Here is an 18,283-nt window from a genome sequence, read left to right as displayed (position 1 = left end):
CCTGTATAGAATCCGACCTCACACACAGCACCCATAACCGCTTGTGTGAGGTCGCTCCCATATCATTTTGAGAATAGTAAGAAAGAAGCTGACAAAGGGGCATGGATGATGATGAAACGTATTCTCGGTTTCCTTGACAAGACCATCGATTTCTTTATTGTTCTGATGTTAGTTGGCATTGTAGTCACCATCACCCTGCAAGTGGCTTTTCGTTATATCTTTCAGATCTCTGCGCCATGGACAGAAGAAGTGGCCCGCTTTATGTTTATCTATCTCACTTATATCGGGGCTGCCCTTGCCATTAGGGAAAAGTCCCATATCGCCATTGATATATTAGTTGAACGGCTTCCACGCATGTTGCGAGCAGCTGTACACATTATTGTTCAACTAGCCATTATCTTTTTTCTTAGTATTTTGCTTAAAGGAAGCTGGATCATGGTGGAAAGCAGCACTGACGTTTCGTCGGCAACCATGCGTTGGTTAAGCATGTCCTATGTTTATTTGGCCCTGTTTTTAGGATCGGTTTTAATGATTTTCTACAGCGTGTTACGGGTTATTGAGGTCATTAAAGAAACATTTTTCACCTCCAACAATTCATTAAATGATTCCTCTTCCTCTACCGTGTCTAAATCGTGATCAATCTCAGAAAGGGTTGAGCCAATGGTACTTGTAGTCTTTATCGGGCTTTTATTGGTCTTGTTTCTTATCGGAATGCCAGTTGCTTTCAGCATGGGCTTTACCTCTTTTGTGCTGATGCTTATGGATGGCAATATCCAATATGCCAATATGGCCCAGCGCTTAATGGGCGGTATAAATAGCTTTGTTATTCTGGCAGTGCCCCTCTTCCTTCTTGCCGGTAAACTCCTGAATACGGGAGGCATCACTGATCGCATCTTTGATTTTTGTAAAGTATGCGTGGGTTTTCTCCCTGGAGGTATGGGACACGTTAACGTGACCAGCAGTGTTATTTTTTCCGGAATGTCTGGAACCGCAGTTTCGGATGCAGCTGGTCTTGGGCAAATCGAGATTAAAGCGATGCGCGATGCAGGATATGGACGGGGATTTTCTTCCGCTATTACTGCTGCTTCATCCACTATTGGTCCGATTATTCCGCCCAGCTTGCCCATGGTGATCTACGGGGTAGCTGCAGGTGCTTCGGTCGGGGCCTTGTTTCTTGCTGGTGTGATTCCCGGTTTGTTAATGGGCGTGGCCATGATGCTGCTTGTTTCCTATTTTGCCAAGAAGCGGGATTTCCCCCGTGAAGCACGTCCAACGTGGCCAGTATTTTTCAGGGCTTTGCGTCGGGCATTTCTGCCTTTGCTCACACCAGTGATCATTATCGGAGGAATCTATAAAGGGATTTTTACACCCACTGAGGCAGCAGTCGTAGCAGTATTGTACGCCTTCTTTTTGGCCGGGATTGTTTATCGGGAATTAACATGGAAATCATTGGTTCAGGTGTTGCGTGAAACTGCCCGGGATAGTGCCATTATCGGCATTATTATTTCCATGGCTACCATTTATGGAAACGTCATCATGCGTCAGCGCATCCCGATGGAAGTGTTGGACTTCTTTACCTCTTTCGCTGATTCTGCCTTGATTTTACTTTTGGTCTTAAATCTCTTTTTACTGATCGTCGGTGCCTTCATGGAGACAATCGCAGCCATTACAATTCTCACGCCCATCATATTGCCATTGCTTAATGAATTTGGTATTGATCCTGTTCATTTCGGGATCATTATGGTTCTCAATTTGATGATCGGGCTTTTAACTCCACCGTTTGGCATTGTGCTGTTTGTGATCTCCAAGATAGGCGGCATCGGCATCTTGCAGTTAATTCGGGAACTTATTCCATTCTATCTGTTGCTGATTGCGGTGTTGCTCATCATCACTCTGTTCCCTGATCTCGTTTTGTGGCTGCCTAAATTGATGACGAGTTAGTGTTTTATATTACAAACCATGTTCTGCTTCCTGTCTTTCGGTTATCTCGTATTTATCTGTAAGCGTTTTAGAAGCCTTAAGAGCTTATAATCTCCTTGCTTAAAGATCTTATTTTGAAGGGAAAGATCGATGTGAAGGTCTTGCGCTGGCTCGATGAACATTTGGAAGAGTATATGTTGATCCTTTTAAGTGTCATTGCCGTTGTTATCGTTTTTTATCAGGTGTTTATGCGTTACGTAATGGGTGATTCCTCACGCTGGTCTGAAGAACTGGCACGCTACTTGTTTATCTGGCTGATCTACATCGGCATCAGTTACGGAGTTAAACGACAGCGTCACATTTCAGTAGATGCATTGTCTATGGTACTTAGTGCCAGAGGAAAGGTGATTCTCAATATTATAGCGAATATGCTGTTTTTATTCTTTGCCGTGTTTATGGTTTTTTATGGCTATCAAGTGATGATGTATATTTTTGACAGGGGCCAAACCTCTGCGGGGCTGGGTTTACCCATGGGTTATGTTTATGCGGCAGGGCCGGTTGGAATGGCATTAACCTCGGTTCGTCTTATTCAACATCTCATCAAACAATTTAGACGTTTGCTGGCAGGGGACCTGGAAGACGTAGAAGAAGAATTTGAGGAACAGATAAAACAAAGTTAAGTGTAAACAGGTTTAAGGGAGGAGAAGGATGACCACGCTGATTCTCTTTGGCACCTTATTTATTTTGCTGCTCTTGACGGTTCCTGTTGGTATTGCCCTGGGACTTTCCACCATGATAACACTAATGTTTTCCGGTACCATGTCCCTCAGCTTTTTAGCGCAAGGTTTGATCACCGGAACAGATTCATTCCCCTTAATGGCTGTGCCCTTCTTTATTCTGGCGGGGGAAATCATGTCCAAAGGCGGTATTTCCAATCGACTTTTTGACTTGGCTAATGTGATGGTGGGGCGCTTCACCGGTGGCTTCGCCATGGCCACAGTCGTGACCTGTATGTTTTTTGCTGCCATATCAGGTTCTTCGCCCGCTACCGTCGCTGCCATTGGTGGGATTATGATTCCGGCCATGGTGCAACAAGGTTATGACAAAAAGTTTGCTACTGCAACAGTGGCGGCAGCCGGGTCTATCGGGGTCATTATACCCCCCAGTATTCCCATGGTCTTATACGGTGTCTCCTCTTCCACTTCGATCGGAAATTTGTTTATCGCGGGAATCATCCCCGGTATTTTAATCGGGATTGCCCTGATGATCTGGGCTTACATTTACTCGAAGAAAAAAGGCTATCGTGGCCGACAAGACAAGGTTACAATTTTAGATTTCTTTAAGGCTTTATGGAATGGCAAATGGGCTCTGATGATTCCTGTGCTTATCTTGGGAGGAATCTACGGAGGTATTTTTACCCCGACCGAAGCAGCAGTGATCGCTGTGGTAGCATCCCTTTTAATCGGTATGTTGCTTCATCGAGAATTAAAAATAAAAGATTTGCCAGCGGTATTTAGAGAGGCAGCGCTAACAACCGCCACAATTCTGATTATTGTGGGTGTGGCCTCTACTTTCGGACGACTGTTGACGGTCGAGCAGATCCCGAATCAAGTTGCCGATATGATTATGAGTATTTCTGAAAATCCGATTATCGTCCTTTTATTTATCAATGTGTTGCTCTTGGTGGTTGGCTGCTTTATGGATACATCTGCCGCCATTATTATACTAACGCCAATTCTTGCTCCCATTGCAGTGCAGTTAGGCGTTGATCCTGTCCATTTTGGCATCATAATGGTGGTTAACCTGGCCATTGGCTTTATCACCCCTCCATTGGGTGTCAATCTCTTTGTGGGACAAGGAATATCAGGTCTGCCTGTACTAACTATTTCCAGGGCCGTTATCCCGTTCTTTATTGCCATGGTGATAAGTTTACTACTCATCACTTATCTTCCGGATATATCCCTCTTTCTGGTCAGCCTTGGAAAATAAAAAAATGTCTGATCCGCAAAGGGGGTGACTGAAAAGACGTATAAGACGTATAAATAGACAAACATGTCAAGGTTAGTACAGTGTGTTTTGTTGGAGTTTTCTTCAACTCTTGAAACTTGAATCTGTCATCTAAAAAAACAATAAAAGGGGGAAATGTATGTGTTGACAAAAAAGAAATGGCTGCTTTTGTTATTGTCCTTAACCATGGTGATCTCTGTCCTGGCTGCTTGCGGCTCCAGTGAGGATACGGGAGGGACCGGCAGCGATGGTGACGCATCCCAAGGAGAGGAAAGTGGCAATGGCGATGCCATGGTGTTAAGGATCAGTTTAGGGATTAACAACCACCATCCACTTTATGAATCTGCTCTCCATTTTAAAGAATTACTAGAAGAAAAAACCGATGATTTTGTCGTTGAAGTGTACCATTCCGCTCAGATCGGGGACGACCGGGTGGCCACTGAGATGCTCCAAATGGGAGACTTAGCCATTACTATCCCATCCACTTCACCTTTGGTTAATTTCGTTCCTGAGTATGGGGTCTTTGATCTGCCTTTCATGATTCCTTCAGAAGAAGTGGCTGATGCTGTACTGGACGGTCCGTTCGGAGATAAAATGCTCGCCCTGCTTGAGGAACAGGACCTAATCGGTCTGGCTTGGTACGAAAACGGATTCAGAAATCTGACGAACAGTGTTAGACCTGTTGAAAAAGTAGAAGATCTTAAAGGTTTAGTTATCCGTACCATGGAAAATCAAATCCATTTAGATGCCTGGTCAGAACTGGGGGCTAACCCGACTCCGATGTCCTTTGCTGAATTGTTTACCGCCATGCAACAAGGTACTGTTGATGGCCAGGAAAATCCTTATCCAACGATTGAGTTAGAAGGTTATCCTGAAGTACAGGATTACATTTCAGACACCAACCATGTCTACACACCTTTCGTATTCTTATTCAGTAAACCTATCTGGGATACATTATCACCTGAGCAACAGGAGCTTATCCGGGAAACTGCCCTTGAAGCCCGACTGTTTAATCGTGAACGTACCCGCGAAGTGGCTGAACAAAGTAAAGAAAAACTGAAAGAATTGATGACCTTTACAGAAATCAGTGATGAAGAACGGGCACGTTTCCGGGAAGCGGTTATGCCTGTCATTGACAAACATGCTGATAACATCAGCCGCGACATCGTTGAAGAATTTATGGCTGAGATCGAAAAGCATAGCTAACCATATGCGATTGAATTGATTTAGGGGTAGGGTGGAGAGGTTTCTCCATCCTAGTCCATTTAATTCTATTAAACTAGTACAGATGAATGCTTGGGATTAGAGATATACATGGGGAGTGAAAAAAAATGAAGCTGTCCGATAAAGTCTCTGTTGTTACAGGAGCAGGATCTGGTATCGGCCAGGCTATCGCCGTTCGGTTCGCTCAAGAAGGGGCCCACGTGGTTATCGCTGACGCTAACTTGGAAGCGGCAGAGCAAACCTATGCCCTTATTAAGGATACTTCGCCTCAAAGTAAGGCCTATCAGGTTGATGTCGCACAAGAGAAACAGATAGAGCGGCTAATCTCCTGGACCAAATCCCAGTTTGGCCGCATTGATATCTTGGTGAACAATGCCGGTATTGGAGTAGCAGCTCCAGTGGCTGAAACAACCGTTGAAGATTGGGATCGGGTCATGGCTGTAAATGCAAGAGGTGTTTTTTTGGGCTGCAAGTTTGTGGTTCCCATCATGGAAGAGCAAGGAAAAGGAGTTATCGTTAATATTGCCTCGGTTGCTGGTGAAGTGGGTGTGTATAACCGGGCTGTATATTGTGCTTCTAAAGGGGCCGTGATAGCCTTAACTAAATCAGTGGCCATTGATTATGCCGAAAAAGGGATCCGGGCAGTCGCCGTTTCACCAGGAACGGTAGAATCGCCATGGATTGGCAAGATTTTAAGCAACAATCCTGACCCCGAATCGGCACGAAAAGCGATGGAAGCCCGTCAACCGATTGGTCGTATGGGCACTCCTGAGGAGATTGCCAATGCGGTCTGTTTCCTCGCTTCAGACGAGGCCTCTTTTGTCACTGGAAGCAATATGATTGTTGACGGCGGTTTAATGGCCAGATAACGGCGAGTTGTCAGTACAATAATAATGGCTGAGCCGTAAAATGCGGTTAAGAGAATTAATATTGAAAAAGTTGCTTTAATTACACGCCATTTTCAAAAAATATGTTATAATAAATGTGAACAAAAATAAAAACAGAGTTTTATATTATCGTACATCAACGAGTGATGGGCAGTATAGGGCCTATTCAGAGGGAGGATGAATATGAATATCGTTCGCTTTTTAGATGAACAAGGAACAGCAGTTTTGGGTGTCTTAGAAGGGGAAGAGATCTATGAGATCACTAGTCTTCATCCCGAAGCATGCCGGGACATTGTCACCCTGGCTCAGCATGCCAAAAATGTCGGTCAGACCCCTTCTCAATTGATTTCCTCATTAAACTATAGGCAGCAGGCAAAAGTTTACCGTCTGCAGAACGTTGAATTGTTAACTCCTGTTGATGCACCTGAAGTGTGGGCTTGCGGGGTGACATACGAGCGGAGCCGGGATGCAAGAAATATAGAAATGAAAGAAAAGCCCGAAGGACTTACGTTCTACGATAAGGTTTATGAAGCCGAACGTCCGGAAATTTTCTTCAAGTCCACGTCAGCCCGGACTGTTCACCCTCATCAACCAGTTTGCATCCGTTCTGATTCAGAGTGGCAAGTGCCAGAACCTGAGGTCGGTTTGGTTATTAATGGATCAGGTGAGATCATCGGATATACTGCCGGTAATGACATGAGCAGCCGTGACATCGAAGGAGAAAATCCTCTCTATCTGCCTCAAGCTAAAGTTTGGCGCAACTCATGCTCATTCGGTCCGACGATCCGTTTAGCTGAGACGGTGGATAACCCTTATAATATGGACATTGTGTGTCGTATTTACAGAGAAGAAAAGCTCATCTTTGAAGGCAGTGCTAATACCTCCCAGTTAAAGCGCAAATTTCATGATCTCATTGACTATCTCTGTCGGGACAATAAGGTCTTCGACGGTACAGTTCTCTTAACTGGTACTTGTATTGTTCCTCCTGACGAATTTACCCTGCAGGAAGGAGATCTCATCGAAATTGAGGTGTCCGGTGTGGGAACCTTGTCCAATCCTGTTGCTCTGGCGACACGGACAGGAGTACAAAAATCTTAACTTCATATAAAAAATCACAATGGTGGAAAAGGAGTGGGTATTTATGACACAAACTTATCTCAATTACATCAACGGAGAATGGAAAGCTTCTGCATCCGGTCAAACCATCAAGAGCATCAACCCGGCTAACGTTAATGAGGTCGTTGGGGAAATCCAAGCTTCAACTGCAGACGATGTTCAAGAAGCTGTTCAGGCGGCTAAAGCAGCTCAGAGAACATGGAAAAAAATGTCTGGTGCCGAACGAGGCAATATTTTGTATAAAGCAGCTGACATTTTGGAAAATCGCCTAGAAGAAATTGCCGAAACCATGACCCGGGAAATGGGAAAAACGCTCCCAGAGGCAAGAGGAGAAACGATGCGTGGTGTTCACCTGTTGCGCTATTATGCTGGGGAAGGCTTGCGCAAAGTAGGGGATGTCATCCCGTCAATGGATGGGAAAACTCATATTTATACAACCCGCGTCCCCTTGGGCGTTGTTGGTATCATTACCCCGTGGAACTTCCCAGTGGCCATTCCGATTTGGAAGATTGCCCCTGCTCTCATTTACGGCAATACCGTTGTCTTTAAGCCAGCCAGTGACACAGGAGTAACAGCAGCAAAAGTGGTTGAGGTCTTCGCACAGGCTGGCTTACCAAAAGGAGTGCTTAATTTTGTCACTGGAAGCGGATCTCGTGTGGGCAATGCCATTATTGAACATAATGATATCCATGGTATCTCCTTCACTGGTTCTAACTCAACGGGCCGTTATATCGCCCAAACTGCTGCTGCCCGGGGCGTGAAATATCAGCTGGAAATGGGAGGGAAAAATCCTGCCATCGTCGATGAAGAGTGTGATTTGGATTTGGCAGTCACACAAGTCATCAATGGTGCCATGAAGTCTACGGGACAGAAGTGTACGGCAACGAGCCGGGCTTTGATCCATCGCAACATTTATGAGCAATTTAAAACTAAACTGCTTGATGAAGTTCAAAAGATTACCATTGGAGACGGTTTGCAAGATGGCGTTTGGATGGGGCCTGTAGCCAACAAAAACCAGCTTGATACCATTCTCACGATGATTGAAAAAGGCAAAAGTGAAGGCGGCAAGATTCTTTTCGGCGGGGAAGTGCCAGAAGGTGAGCAGTACAAGAACGGTTACTTTATACAACCAACCGTGTTCGAAAGCGTCTCTCCAAAAGCGGAAATTGCTCAGGAAGAGATCTTTGGTCCGGTCCTGGTGCTTATTCCAGTGGACAGTTTAGAGGAAGCTTTTGAAATTGCTAACGACGTCCGTTTTGGACTCAGTGCTTCTCTGTTTACCACTAACGTTAATAAAGCTCTGTCATTTATAGACGAAATCGATGCCGGTATGGTTCGTATCAATGGTGAAACAGCTGGCGTGGAGCCCCAAGCGCCATTTGGCGGCATGAAGGAATCCAGTTCACATTCCCGTGAACAAGGGCGTGCTGCCATTGAATTTTACACTTCCATTAAAACTGTTTCCATTTGTCGTTAGAATGATCATTAATCAAGGGTAAAGCTAGGACATCTCTTCTTAAGACCTCTTCGTGAATTGGGTTCGCGGAGAGGCTCTTTTTTCACATCGGATATGACGTACTGGTAATTTAGGAATGATTTTTACTTTGGGTTGTTCCTAATTCACAAATGATGTACAATAGTTTTATAATGTAAAACAAATGATTTGACTGAGTTGACACATGAAGACGTAAATGTGTATGCCATTAGTTTGTTTGATCTTGTAAAAGGATATTATTTAGTGTTAGAGGGTGTTTAAAGTGAAAGAAACAAAAGGACTCATTAATGCAGTTGACCGGGCATTACGAATTCTCGATTTATTTACTGATCAGCAGCCTGAATTAAAATTAACAGAGATCAGCAAAACGCTTAATTTGCACAAAAGTACTGTTCATGGTTTGTTACGTACCCTTGCTTATCATGGTTATATTTCCCAAAATCCAGAAACAGGAAAGTATCGCCTTGGACTTAAATTTTTGGAAAAGAGCGACAGAGTATTGCACGCGCTAGATCTCCGTAAAATTGCTAATCCCCATTTACAAAAAATTGCTAATAAATACGGTGAGAGTACCCACCTAGTGATTTTGGAGGGTGGAGAAGCCATCTATATTGATAAAATTGAAGGCCACCTGGCCATCGGCATGTATTCTCGAATCAGTAAACGGGCTCCCATTTATTGTACGGCAGTGGGAAAGGTTTTAGTTTCAGAAAAACCGGAATGGGAGCTTAAGGAGATTGCTCAAAACCAGAACTATATTATGCATACCAAGAATACAATTAAGAATGCAGATGAATTATTGGAAGAAATTAGACGCGTAAGAGAGTTAGGGTATGGCATGGATGATGAAGAGTTAGAGATTGGATTGCGGTGTATCGCTGTTCCTGTGCGCAATAATACGGGTTCCATCGTAGCTGCCATTAGTATCTCAGGTCCTACAATGCGTCTCAGTAACAAGGTACTCCCTGAAGTGGTCGATAGCATGAAAAAAGCCGCTGCCCAGATATCGTCAGAATTGGGTTACCAAAGAGATTAGTAAAATGCAAATTTAATCCCCTTAACAAACCACGCCAGTATGCGTTAGTTTTTCTCCCCTTAGCCCTATAGTTGTTCATGTACACTTCCTTAACAGTGCGGATTAGCCTCCATTAAACCAATAAGCTTGACGTAGTGCAATCCGCGCTGATTCACCCGGTTTTGTAAAATGATTAGATGTGTTAAAATATTATTAATTAACATAAAATTGAGATTCAGCTTGATTCAGAACAAGACGTTGAGGAGAGGAGAGTGATGATATGCTGCATGTTGTGGCCTGTATCAAACAGGTTCCGGACACAAAAGTGATTAAGATGAATCCCAAAACTAATACTATGGACCGGGCCAGTGCACCTGCCATTTTGAACCCGTATGATGCCCATGCGGTGGAAGAAGCCGTCAGACTTAAAAAAAGGTATGGTGGGACGGTATCGGTGCTAACCATGGGTCCACCGCCAGCTGTGAAAGCGATCAAGAAGTGTATTGAACTGGGCGCAGATGAGGGCTATATGATTTCTGACCGGGCCTTTGCCGGGGCAGATACATTGGCCACCAGTTATGCCTTGACCAAGGCGCTCAACAAAATAGCCACAATCAAACCCATTGACCTGATCATTTGCGGCAAAATGACCATTGACGGGGATACGGGTCAGGTGGGGCCAGGCATTGCCCGGCGTTTGGATATTCCACCGCTTACCAGTGTGAAAAAAATCGTGGAAATCAACAAGGAACAAGGCTACGCTATTGTTCACCGCAAACTGGAAGACGGGTATGAAGTAGTACAATCCACCCTGCCCTGCTTGTTTGCCGTTGAAAAAGAGATCAATGAAGTTTCCTTTGCACCTTTACCCAACATGATTAAAGCAGCCCGCTACCAGCCCCATATTTGGTCCGTGAACGATCTGGAGGATGTAGATCGTAAACAATTAGGCTTGAAAGGATCACCTACTATTGTGGCCAAAGTGTGGGCCCCGCCCAAGCCAGAAGGCGGAAAACTGCTGGAAGGAATACCGGAAGAGCAGGTGAAGCAGTTAATTGGCATTGTGCTGGAAAAGAAAGAATTGTTCCAAGGCAAGGGGGGAGTGCAATGAATTTTGAGGATTACAAAGGGATTTGGGTCTATATTGAAGAGCAAGAAGGTGTGATTGCCCCCGTTTCTTTGGAGCTGTTGGGCGCAGGAAGACAACTAGCCGACAAACGGGGGGTGGAACTGGCTGGCGTGTTAATTGGAAACAGAGTCAAACATTTGTCGCAGACCGTATTTGAGTATGGAGCTGATACGGTCTATGTTTACGATGATCCTATTTTTGAGCATTACCGGACAGAACCATATATGTACGCCTTGTTGGACTGTTGTCAGAAGCATAAACCCGAAGTGATACTGTACGGAGCGACTCCTACCGGCAAAGATTTGGCCAGTGCCGTAGCCACTGATTTGCCGACAGGCCTGACCGCCGATACGACCATGCTGGACATCGAGGAAGATACAGGCTTGCTTTTGGCCAGCCGACCTGCTTTTGGGGGCAATATTATGGCCACTATCTTGTGTAAAAAATACCGCCCCCAAATGGCCACAGTCCGTCCTAAAGTGATGAAAGCCCTGAAGCGGGAGCCCGGCCGTACAGGCAAAGTGGTGGAAGAACGTATATGGCTAAGGGAAGAAGATGTGCGCACCAAAGTACTGGAGATTGTACGGGAAACCACCAAAAAAGTGCGCATTGACGAAGCAGATATTGTTGTTGCCGGCGGAAAGGGATTGGAAAGCAAGGAAGGGTTTCAGTTGATCCACCAGCTGGCCGATGTGCTGGGCGGGGCAGTGGGAGCCAGTAGGGATGTGGTGGAAGCAGGCTGGATTGACCATCATCATCAAGTAGGGCAGACAGGAGTGACGGTCACCCCTAAAATCTATTTTGCCATCGGTATCTCCGGTGCTATCCAACACCTGGTCGGTATGCAAAATTCGGGATTAATTATTGCTATTAACAAAGATCCCCATGCGCCTATTTTCCAAGCGTGTCATTACGGCATTGTGGGAGATGCATTTGAGATCGTGCCCTTATTAATCGAACACTTTAAGCAAGCCCTGGCTCATCTGAATGAAGCAGCCGTAACAGAAGAGGAGGTTCGCCATGCCTGAAAAATTTGATTGCATTGTCGTGGGTGCCGGTCCAGCAGGAACGTCTTGTGCCTATGAACTGGCCAAAGCAGGGGTGAACGTCTTGCTTTTGGAGAGAGGGGAGTACCCGGGCTCTAAAAACGTGATGGGCGGTGTCTTATACCGCAAAATGATGGAAGATATTATCCCTGAGTTTTACAAAGAAGCCCCCCTTGAACGTCCTATTGTGGAGCAACGGTTTATGATGATGGATAAAGAATCGGCACTTACCTTTAGTTACAAAGGGCTGGAGTGGGCGCAGGAACCATTCAACAATTTTACTGTGCTGAGAGCCAAATTTGACCAGTGGTTCGCCCAAAAAGCGGTGGAACAAGGGGCCTTGCTGGTCTGTGAAACAGTGGCCTTAGAATGTATTGTTGAAGACGGGCGGGTGGTTGGTATCAGAACGGACCGCCCCGACGGTGATGTGTATGCCGATGTGGTGGTGCTGGCAGACGGAGTCAACTCCCTCTTAGCCAAACAGCTTGGTTTTCATAAAGAGTGGCGTCCCGATGAAGTGGCACTGGCTACGATGGAAATTTTAAAACTGGATAAAAAGGTGATCGAGGACCGCTTTAATCTTGAACCCAATCAGGGATGCACCATTGAGCTGTTTGGCGATGCCACCAAGGGCATTTTGGGCACTGGTTTTCTGTATACCAACAAAGATACTTTAAGCATAGGCGTTGGCACGTTACTTTCCGGCCTGATCAAACATAAGATAAAACCATACGAGTTGTTAGAATATGTTAAAAATCATCCCATGATCCGCCCCTACATCCAGGGCAGTGAGCCTGTGGAATATTTGGCCCACCTGATCCCTGAGGGAGGCTACCGTTCCATGCCCAAGGTGGTTGGGCACGGGGTACTGGTTGCCGGGGATGCGGCACAGTTGGTCAATGCCATCCACCGGGAAGGCTCCAACCTGGCCATGACCTCTGGACGCCTAGCTGCGGAGACCATCATCATGGCCAAAGAGTATAATGATTTCTCTGAAAACATGCTGGACCATTATCGTGTCAAGCTGATGGAAAGTTTTGTGGGACAGGACATGAAAAAATATAAAGATGCCACTCATCACTTTGATAAATTTCCTCAATATTTCGAACGCTATATTCCCATGTTGAACCGGGCTGCCAGCCAAATGTTTACCGTTGATGGCCTGTCCAAATGGGAAAAGCAGAAAAAAATCTGGCGGGATATTGGCTCAGCAGGTGAGAAAATGAAACTTGCCCGGGATGTGATCCGGGCCTGGAGGGTGATGAAATGATGGCTGAAGCGGCCAAAAAATTGTCTTCGGCGGGAGCAGGCGAGACGGCCAAAGGGCAAACGATTGAAGAGAAGCAGTATCTGGTCCGCTTTAATGCGGACACCAAATCCCATTTGCATGTCCTTGACCCGGAGATCTGTATGACCAAATGTCCGGACAAAATCTGCACGATTTTTTGCCCGGCAGATGTGTACAAGTGGGAAGAGATCCGCATGCATGTGGGCTATGAAGGGTGTCATGAATGCGGCAGCTGCCGCATCGGCTGTCCCTATCAAAATATTAAGTGGGAATATCCCAAAGGCGGCCATGGGATCGTCTTTCGATTGGGGTGAACAGGTTGTTTAAAATAGGTGACTGTGTGATCTTTGCTTTGGATGGGGCACGAGGGGTTGTATTGGGTATGAATAGCCATTCCTGCCATGTGATCTGGGAGGACACCTTTGTGAGTTGGGAAAAGATGGATCTGTTAACTGTTGATGCTGAGCTGACGCAAAAGCAAAAAATTGCCTTACCCCGGCGCATGTCAATTTAGCTGCTTTGCTGTGAACGAAAATACTCACTTTGCAAAGGTCATATTATAATGACACACGATCAAGTCAGAAAATTGGGAAGCAGGATGGAGCAACTTCTCCATCCTGCTTCCACTCATTTTAAGAGGAACTATAAAAAATGACAACTTTATCTTGACAATCTAGTTCATAAGCATTATATTTTGACTAAAAAAATAATATAATCAAAATAATAGATATATAAATAAAATACATGCGGATAAACAGTTCTCAAGTTAAACCCAGAGGTTTAAACATAACTTCTCGATATTGTTTCTAGTAAAAATAAATAACCTTATTTATTAGAATATTATTCTGTATTGTCAAACTTTCAAAATTCAAATATTGAAAGCGCTTAAATTTTTTTAAGATATGTTATATAAGAGACGCTATAAAGGAGGTGATGGCATAGTAAAGCCGTAATTAAAAAATCAGGATAATATCAAAAACAAAAATAGAGGGGGAAAAAGATGAAAAAAGCATTAGGCATGTTACTAGTTTTTATGCTGATTTTAGGGGTATTAGCAGCGTGTGGAGGCAATACCGAAACAGCAGCACCTTCCGGAAGTGATGCCACTGAACAACAAAGTGAAAATACCAATGATGATGCAACTAAACCAACTTTTGAAAGCAGAACCATCGCTTTAGGCCACGCTACTTCGGATTCAGAAAATTCCCACTATCATCAAGGGGCCTTGAAATTTAAAGAGCTAGTAGAAGAAGCAACAGATGGCCAAGTCACAATCGAGATTCATCCTAACGGTGTGTTAGGTGGCGAACGTGAAATGATTGAAGCTGTGCAACTTGGTACAGTAGATATGGTCTTCACATCAACCGGTCCCGTTGGAAATTTTGCTTCTAAATCTAATGCTTTTGATTTCCCATTCCTTTTCAGAGATCGTGAACATGCTTATAAAGTTCTTGACGGAGAAATTGGTGAAGAAGTTAACCAACAGTTAGAAAGTGCCGGATTAAAAGTGCTCGTTTGGGCTGAGAATGGATTCCGTAACATTACAAACAGTACACATCCGATTAAAACACCTGATGACTTAAAAGGAGTTAAAATTCGTACGATGGAGAACAAAATCCATTTGGATTCTTTCCGTCAATTTGGAGCTGATCCAACACCGATGGCATTCACTGAATTGTTTACAGCCCTGCAGCAAGGGGTCGTCGATGCTCAAGAAAACCCATTGTCTGTTATTATTCCTAACAAATTCTATGAAGTGCAGGATTATTTAACACTTACCGGTCACTTCTACAGCCCTGCACCACTGATTATCAATAAAGATCTATTTGACAGCTTCTCCCCTGAACTTCAAGATGTCATTACAAAGGCAGCTGAAGAGATGCGTGACTTTGAACGCGAATTTATTTATCAACAGGAGCAAGAGTACCTAAAAATTGCTGAAGAAAATGGTATGGAAATCATCCAGGCAGACGAATACGATTTTGAGGCATTTTTTGAAGCAGCACAGCCGGTATACGAAAAATATGCCGATGAATATGGTGATATCTTAGATCGTATTATAGCGACTGAATAACACATATTTGAGAGGGGAATATCCCCTCTCTCTTCTGAAGTGATGAAGGAGAGGAGATTATGCGGGTCGTTTTACGCTACATTGATATATTTAACAAATACTTAACGATCATCATGGGTCTTTTTCTGGGTATCATGTCCGTTGTTATCTTCTTTCAAGTTTTCTCGCGTTTTTTCTTAGGATTACCATTGCCTTGGTCAGAAGAATTAGCACGTTTCCTTATGATTTATACAGTGTTTTTTGGGGCGGCTGTCGCTCTGCGCCACCAAAAATTAATCGCCATTGAAGTGATCGCTGAGAGTGTTTCCAAGAACACTAGACGATTGATAAAAACGGTTGCTAATGGTATTGGAATTGTTTTTTTTATTATTGTTCTTATCAAAGGTTTGGAAGTTATGGAGCGTGTCCATAATCAAGTTTCAGCGGCCATGCAACTGCCGATGTCTGTTGCTTATGCCGCAATACCTATTGGGGCTGTATTGCTAATCATTAATGGAATCGCTGTTATTATTGAATTATATACGGTAGAAGAAGGGGAGGCTGAAAGTTAATGGCCTTATTGTTGGTTATCGCTATGTTTGCACTCTTCTTTATAGGTGTGCCTGTTGCAATCAGTCTCGGATTTGCCTCCACGATCGCCATATGGTGGGACGGAACTATACCATTGATTATCGTTGCTCAACGATTGTTCACCTCCGTTGATCTGTTTCCGTTGATGGCCATTCCTTTTTTCATTTTAGCTGGGACATTAATGGAAGCCGGTGGAATATCTCAAAGGCTGATCAACTTTGCAAATGCGTTAACTGGTCACATGACGGGAGGACTGGCGCTTGTTGCGGTGGTGACTTCCATGTTTTTTGCAGCTGTATCAGGCTCAAGTGCCGCAACAGTGGCGGCTATCGGTTCTATCTTGATACCTGCTATGATTAAACGTGGTTATCATAAGAATTTTTCCGGTGGGATTCAATCCATATCAGGTGAATTAGGGGTTATTATTCCTCCTAGCATTCCAATGATCCTTTATGGGGTAACGACAGAAACCTCCATTAGGGACATGTTTATTGCCGGAATTATCCCGGGCATATTTATTGGAATCTCATTGCTTTTAACGGTCTATATCATCGCCAAGAAGAGAGGATATAAGGGAGATACAAATATCACTTGGGCTGATCGTAAAAAAGCGTTTAAGGAAGCTTTGTTACCCTTGATTATGCCTGTTATCATTTTGGGTGGTATTTATGGTGGTGTGTTTACACCCACTGAGGCAGGGGCCGTTGCTGTTGCTTACGCGTTCATCGTTGGCGTATTTGTATACAAGGAAATTAAGTGGAAAGAAGTCATTCAGCTGCTCAGCCGTTCTGTTGTTATGTCTTCCATTATTATGTTTATCATTGCTAATGCTGGCTTGTTTGGATGGATCCTAAGCCGTGAAGGTGTACCGCAAATGGCCGCTTCATTTTTTGCCGGTATTTCAGATTCGCCAATTATCTTTTTATTAATCATCAATGCTTTACTGTTGTTTATCGGTATGTTTATTGAGACGTCCGTATCTATCATTCTATTGGCTCCGTTGCTAATGCCTGTTGCCATGCATATGGGCATTGATCCTGTACACTTTGGGATTATTATGATTGTTAATTTAGCGATTGGAATGTGTACACCACCATTAGGCGTTAATCTCTTTATTTCATGTCAAATTGCCAATATCAGCTTAATTGAAATTACAAAAGCTATTATCCCGTTTTTGCTTGTTATGATCATAAATGTTTTGATCATTAGTTATGTCCCTTGGTTGTCCACGTGGCTGGTCCAGTTATTAAACTAGATGATTTTGTCACTTTTTAGCTGAAACATGAGAAATAAAAGACAAATCAGAAGACACGGATACGGGTGGCTGTGCCACTGTTGTAGATACAATGTGTCTTGATTTTTCAGAATAGATTACTGTAAAATAATATGTATCGTTGTAAGCGTTTTTTCTTTTATCAATTTATCGGAACATCGTTCTGATTATCGGAAAATAAGAAACAATAAACTTTATTACAGTAAATGAAGCTAAATATCAGCTGCAAGCAGAAGACAGTGAAGATCGAGGTGGACTGGTAATGACATTAGACGTTGCTACATTCGGTGAAACCATGGTGCTATTTAGTTCAGACCGGTTAGTACCGCTTGAGTATACCCATCAGTTTTACAAACAGATTGGCGGTGCCGAGTCCAATGTAGCTATTGGTTTGGCGCGATTGGGACATCAGGTGGGCTGGTTCAGCAAGTTGGGTAATGACCCGTTTGGGCGTTACATTGAGAAATTTATCAGAGGGGAAGGGGTGGATACCAGTCGGTGCATTTATACAGATCAAGCCCCCACTGCGGTATTTTTTAAGGAAAAATTAACTCCAAAAAACATCAATGTATACTATTACCGCAAAGGTTCAGCAGCAAGTTTACTGCGAGCGGACGAACTTGATGAAACGTACATCGGATCGGCCAAAATGCTGCATCTGTCTGGGATTACCCCAGCGCTCAGTCAATCGGCCAAGGAAGCTGTGTATAAAGCGATAGAGGTAGCAAAGGCGAAGGGAGTCAAAATTGTGTTTGACCCCAACATTCGTCTTAAGTTATGGTCCATAGAAGAAGCCAAGCCTGTGCTGCTCGATTTGATTCGTCAGGCCGACATTGTTTTACCCGGCGTAGAAGAGGGGCAGCTCATAACCGGAGAAACACAACCTGAAAAAATTGTGGACGCTCTGCGTGCCCATGAACAGCAAACTTTTGTTGTTAAACTGGGCGCAAAGGGTGCCTATTACACTAACAGTCAAGAAAAAGGTTACGTTCCAGGCTTTACGGTTGAGGAAGTCGTTGATCCTGTCGGTGCTGGTGACGGATTTGCCGCAGGGGTTATGAGCGGATTGCTTCGTGGTTGGACGATCCAAGAGGCTGTACGTTTGGGCAATGCGATAGGCGCCATAGTGGTGGGAGTCAGCGGTGATGTGGAAGGACTGCCTTATTGGGCTGAGGTACAGCAGAAACTAGAGGACAATGGCACTAGACAGGACGTTGTACGTTAAATTTAGTCTATATT

Annotated in this window: 18 protein-coding genes; all 18 read left to right on the top strand. The window is 44.2% G+C overall.

Annotation, left to right across the window (positions count from 1 at the left end):
• Nucleotides 1–108 precede the first annotated feature (108 nt).
• A complete protein-coding gene (locus J2S00_RS05240) occupies nt 109–636 on the top strand; it encodes a TRAP transporter small permease (protein WP_307336381.1) in 528 nt (175 codons plus the stop codon).
• 24 nt (nt 637–660) lie between these two features.
• A complete protein-coding gene (locus J2S00_RS05235) occupies nt 661–1,941 on the top strand; it encodes a TRAP transporter large permease (RefSeq protein WP_307336379.1) in 1,281 nt (426 codons plus the stop codon).
• A 131-nt stretch (nt 1,942–2,072) separates the two neighbouring features.
• The gene (locus J2S00_RS05230; RefSeq protein WP_307336377.1) at nt 2,073–2,600 is read left to right on the top strand and encodes a TRAP transporter small permease; all 528 of its coding nucleotides are present in this window, start codon (nt 2,073–2,075) and stop codon (nt 2,598–2,600) included.
• Between the two features lie 28 nt (nt 2,601–2,628).
• Nucleotides 2,629–3,909 (top strand): TRAP transporter large permease, encoded by a 1,281-nt coding sequence (locus tag J2S00_RS05225; protein WP_307336375.1) that lies wholly within the window; start codon nt 2,629–2,631, stop codon nt 3,907–3,909.
• 162 nt (nt 3,910–4,071) lie between these two features.
• The gene (locus J2S00_RS05220) at nt 4,072–5,133 is read left to right on the top strand and encodes a TRAP transporter substrate-binding protein (RefSeq protein WP_307336372.1); all 1,062 of its coding nucleotides are present in this window, start codon (nt 4,072–4,074) and stop codon (nt 5,131–5,133) included.
• Nucleotides 5,134–5,258: 125 nt separating this feature from the next.
• A complete protein-coding gene (locus J2S00_RS05215; RefSeq protein ID WP_307336369.1) occupies nt 5,259–6,020 on the top strand; it encodes an SDR family oxidoreductase in 762 nt (253 codons plus the stop codon).
• A gap of 201 nt (nt 6,021–6,221) precedes the next feature.
• Nucleotides 6,222–7,136 (top strand): fumarylacetoacetate hydrolase family protein, encoded by a 915-nt coding sequence (locus tag J2S00_RS05210; protein WP_307336365.1) that lies wholly within the window; start codon nt 6,222–6,224, stop codon nt 7,134–7,136.
• Nucleotides 7,137–7,179: 43 nt separating this feature from the next.
• Nucleotides 7,180–8,631 (top strand): alpha-ketoglutaric semialdehyde dehydrogenase GucD, encoded by a 1,452-nt coding sequence (gucD, locus tag J2S00_RS05205; RefSeq protein WP_307336363.1) that lies wholly within the window; start codon nt 7,180–7,182, stop codon nt 8,629–8,631.
• 280 nt (nt 8,632–8,911) lie between these two features.
• The gene (locus J2S00_RS05200; RefSeq protein ID WP_307336360.1) at nt 8,912–9,685 is read left to right on the top strand and encodes an IclR family transcriptional regulator; all 774 of its coding nucleotides are present in this window, start codon (nt 8,912–8,914) and stop codon (nt 9,683–9,685) included.
• A gap of 259 nt (nt 9,686–9,944) precedes the next feature.
• Nucleotides 9,945–10,775 carry an electron transfer flavoprotein subunit beta/FixA family protein gene (locus J2S00_RS05195; RefSeq protein WP_307336357.1) on the top strand — a complete coding sequence of 277 codons (831 nt, stop codon included), beginning with the start codon at nt 9,945–9,947 and terminating at the stop codon, nt 10,773–10,775.
• Nucleotides 10,772–11,821 carry an electron transfer flavoprotein subunit alpha/FixB family protein gene (locus tag J2S00_RS05190; RefSeq protein WP_307336355.1) on the top strand — a complete coding sequence of 350 codons (1,050 nt, stop codon included), beginning with the start codon at nt 10,772–10,774 and terminating at the stop codon, nt 11,819–11,821. Before J2S00_RS05195 ends, J2S00_RS05190 begins: the two co-directional genes overlap by 4 nt.
• Entirely contained in the window at nt 11,814–13,109 is a 1,296-nt protein-coding gene (locus J2S00_RS05185) for an FAD-dependent oxidoreductase (protein ID WP_307336352.1), read from the top strand. Before J2S00_RS05190 ends, J2S00_RS05185 begins: the two co-directional genes overlap by 8 nt.
• Nucleotides 13,109–13,441 carry a ferredoxin family protein gene (locus tag J2S00_RS05180; protein WP_307336349.1) on the top strand — a complete coding sequence of 111 codons (333 nt, stop codon included), beginning with the start codon at nt 13,109–13,111 and terminating at the stop codon, nt 13,439–13,441. Before J2S00_RS05185 ends, J2S00_RS05180 begins: the two co-directional genes overlap by 1 nt.
• Nucleotides 13,438–13,641 carry a hypothetical protein gene (locus tag J2S00_RS05175; RefSeq protein ID WP_370875833.1) on the top strand — a complete coding sequence of 68 codons (204 nt, stop codon included), beginning with the start codon at nt 13,438–13,440 and terminating at the stop codon, nt 13,639–13,641. Before J2S00_RS05180 ends, J2S00_RS05175 begins: the two co-directional genes overlap by 4 nt.
• A gap of 486 nt (nt 13,642–14,127) precedes the next feature.
• Nucleotides 14,128–15,201 carry a TRAP transporter substrate-binding protein gene (locus tag J2S00_RS05170; protein ID WP_307336346.1) on the top strand — a complete coding sequence of 358 codons (1,074 nt, stop codon included), beginning with the start codon at nt 14,128–14,130 and terminating at the stop codon, nt 15,199–15,201.
• Nucleotides 15,202–15,260: 59 nt separating this feature from the next.
• Nucleotides 15,261–15,752 carry a TRAP transporter small permease gene (locus J2S00_RS05165; protein WP_307336344.1) on the top strand — a complete coding sequence of 164 codons (492 nt, stop codon included), beginning with the start codon at nt 15,261–15,263 and terminating at the stop codon, nt 15,750–15,752.
• Nucleotides 15,752–17,026: a TRAP transporter large permease gene (locus J2S00_RS05160; protein WP_307336342.1), complete on the top strand. Its 1,275-nt coding sequence runs from the start codon at nt 15,752–15,754 to the stop codon at nt 17,024–17,026. Before J2S00_RS05165 ends, J2S00_RS05160 begins: the two co-directional genes overlap by 1 nt.
• 280 nt (nt 17,027–17,306) lie before the next feature.
• Nucleotides 17,307–18,269, top strand: a complete 963-nt coding sequence (locus J2S00_RS05155) for a sugar kinase (protein WP_307336339.1) — start codon at nt 17,307–17,309, stop codon at nt 18,267–18,269.
• The last annotated feature ends 14 nt before the right edge of the window (nt 18,270–18,283 follow it).

This window comes from Caldalkalibacillus uzonensis, from assembly GCF_030814135.1.
Classification (GTDB): Bacteria; Bacillota; Bacilli; order Caldalkalibacillales; family Caldalkalibacillaceae; genus Caldalkalibacillus; species Caldalkalibacillus uzonensis.
Note: the sequence above shows the minus strand (reverse complement) of the source record. Positions and strands in the feature narration are given on the sequence as shown.

Coding starts and splice junctions, on each gene's coding strand:
- J2S00_RS05240 (WP_307336381.1), top strand. CDS start 109: ATGATGAAACGTATTCTCGGTTTCCTTGACAAGACCATCGATTTCTTT.
- J2S00_RS05235 (WP_307336379.1), top strand. CDS start 661: ATGGTACTTGTAGTCTTTATCGGGCTTTTATTGGTCTTGTTTCTTATC.
- J2S00_RS05225 (WP_307336375.1), top strand. CDS start 2,629: ATGACCACGCTGATTCTCTTTGGCACCTTATTTATTTTGCTGCTCTTG.
- J2S00_RS05215 (WP_307336369.1), top strand. CDS start 5,259: ATGAAGCTGTCCGATAAAGTCTCTGTTGTTACAGGAGCAGGATCTGGT.
- J2S00_RS05210 (WP_307336365.1), top strand. CDS start 6,222: ATGAATATCGTTCGCTTTTTAGATGAACAAGGAACAGCAGTTTTGGGT.
- gucD (WP_307336363.1), top strand. CDS start 7,180: ATGACACAAACTTATCTCAATTACATCAACGGAGAATGGAAAGCTTCT.
- J2S00_RS05195 (WP_307336357.1), top strand. CDS start 9,945: ATGCTGCATGTTGTGGCCTGTATCAAACAGGTTCCGGACACAAAAGTG.
- J2S00_RS05190 (WP_307336355.1), top strand. CDS start 10,772: ATGAATTTTGAGGATTACAAAGGGATTTGGGTCTATATTGAAGAGCAA.
- J2S00_RS05185 (WP_307336352.1), top strand. CDS start 11,814: ATGCCTGAAAAATTTGATTGCATTGTCGTGGGTGCCGGTCCAGCAGGA.
- J2S00_RS05180 (WP_307336349.1), top strand. CDS start 13,109: ATGGCTGAAGCGGCCAAAAAATTGTCTTCGGCGGGAGCAGGCGAGACG.
- J2S00_RS05170 (WP_307336346.1), top strand. CDS start 14,128: ATGAAAAAAGCATTAGGCATGTTACTAGTTTTTATGCTGATTTTAGGG.
- J2S00_RS05165 (WP_307336344.1), top strand. CDS start 15,261: ATGCGGGTCGTTTTACGCTACATTGATATATTTAACAAATACTTAACG.
- J2S00_RS05160 (WP_307336342.1), top strand. CDS start 15,752: ATGGCCTTATTGTTGGTTATCGCTATGTTTGCACTCTTCTTTATAGGT.
- J2S00_RS05155 (WP_307336339.1), top strand. CDS start 17,307: ATGACATTAGACGTTGCTACATTCGGTGAAACCATGGTGCTATTTAGT.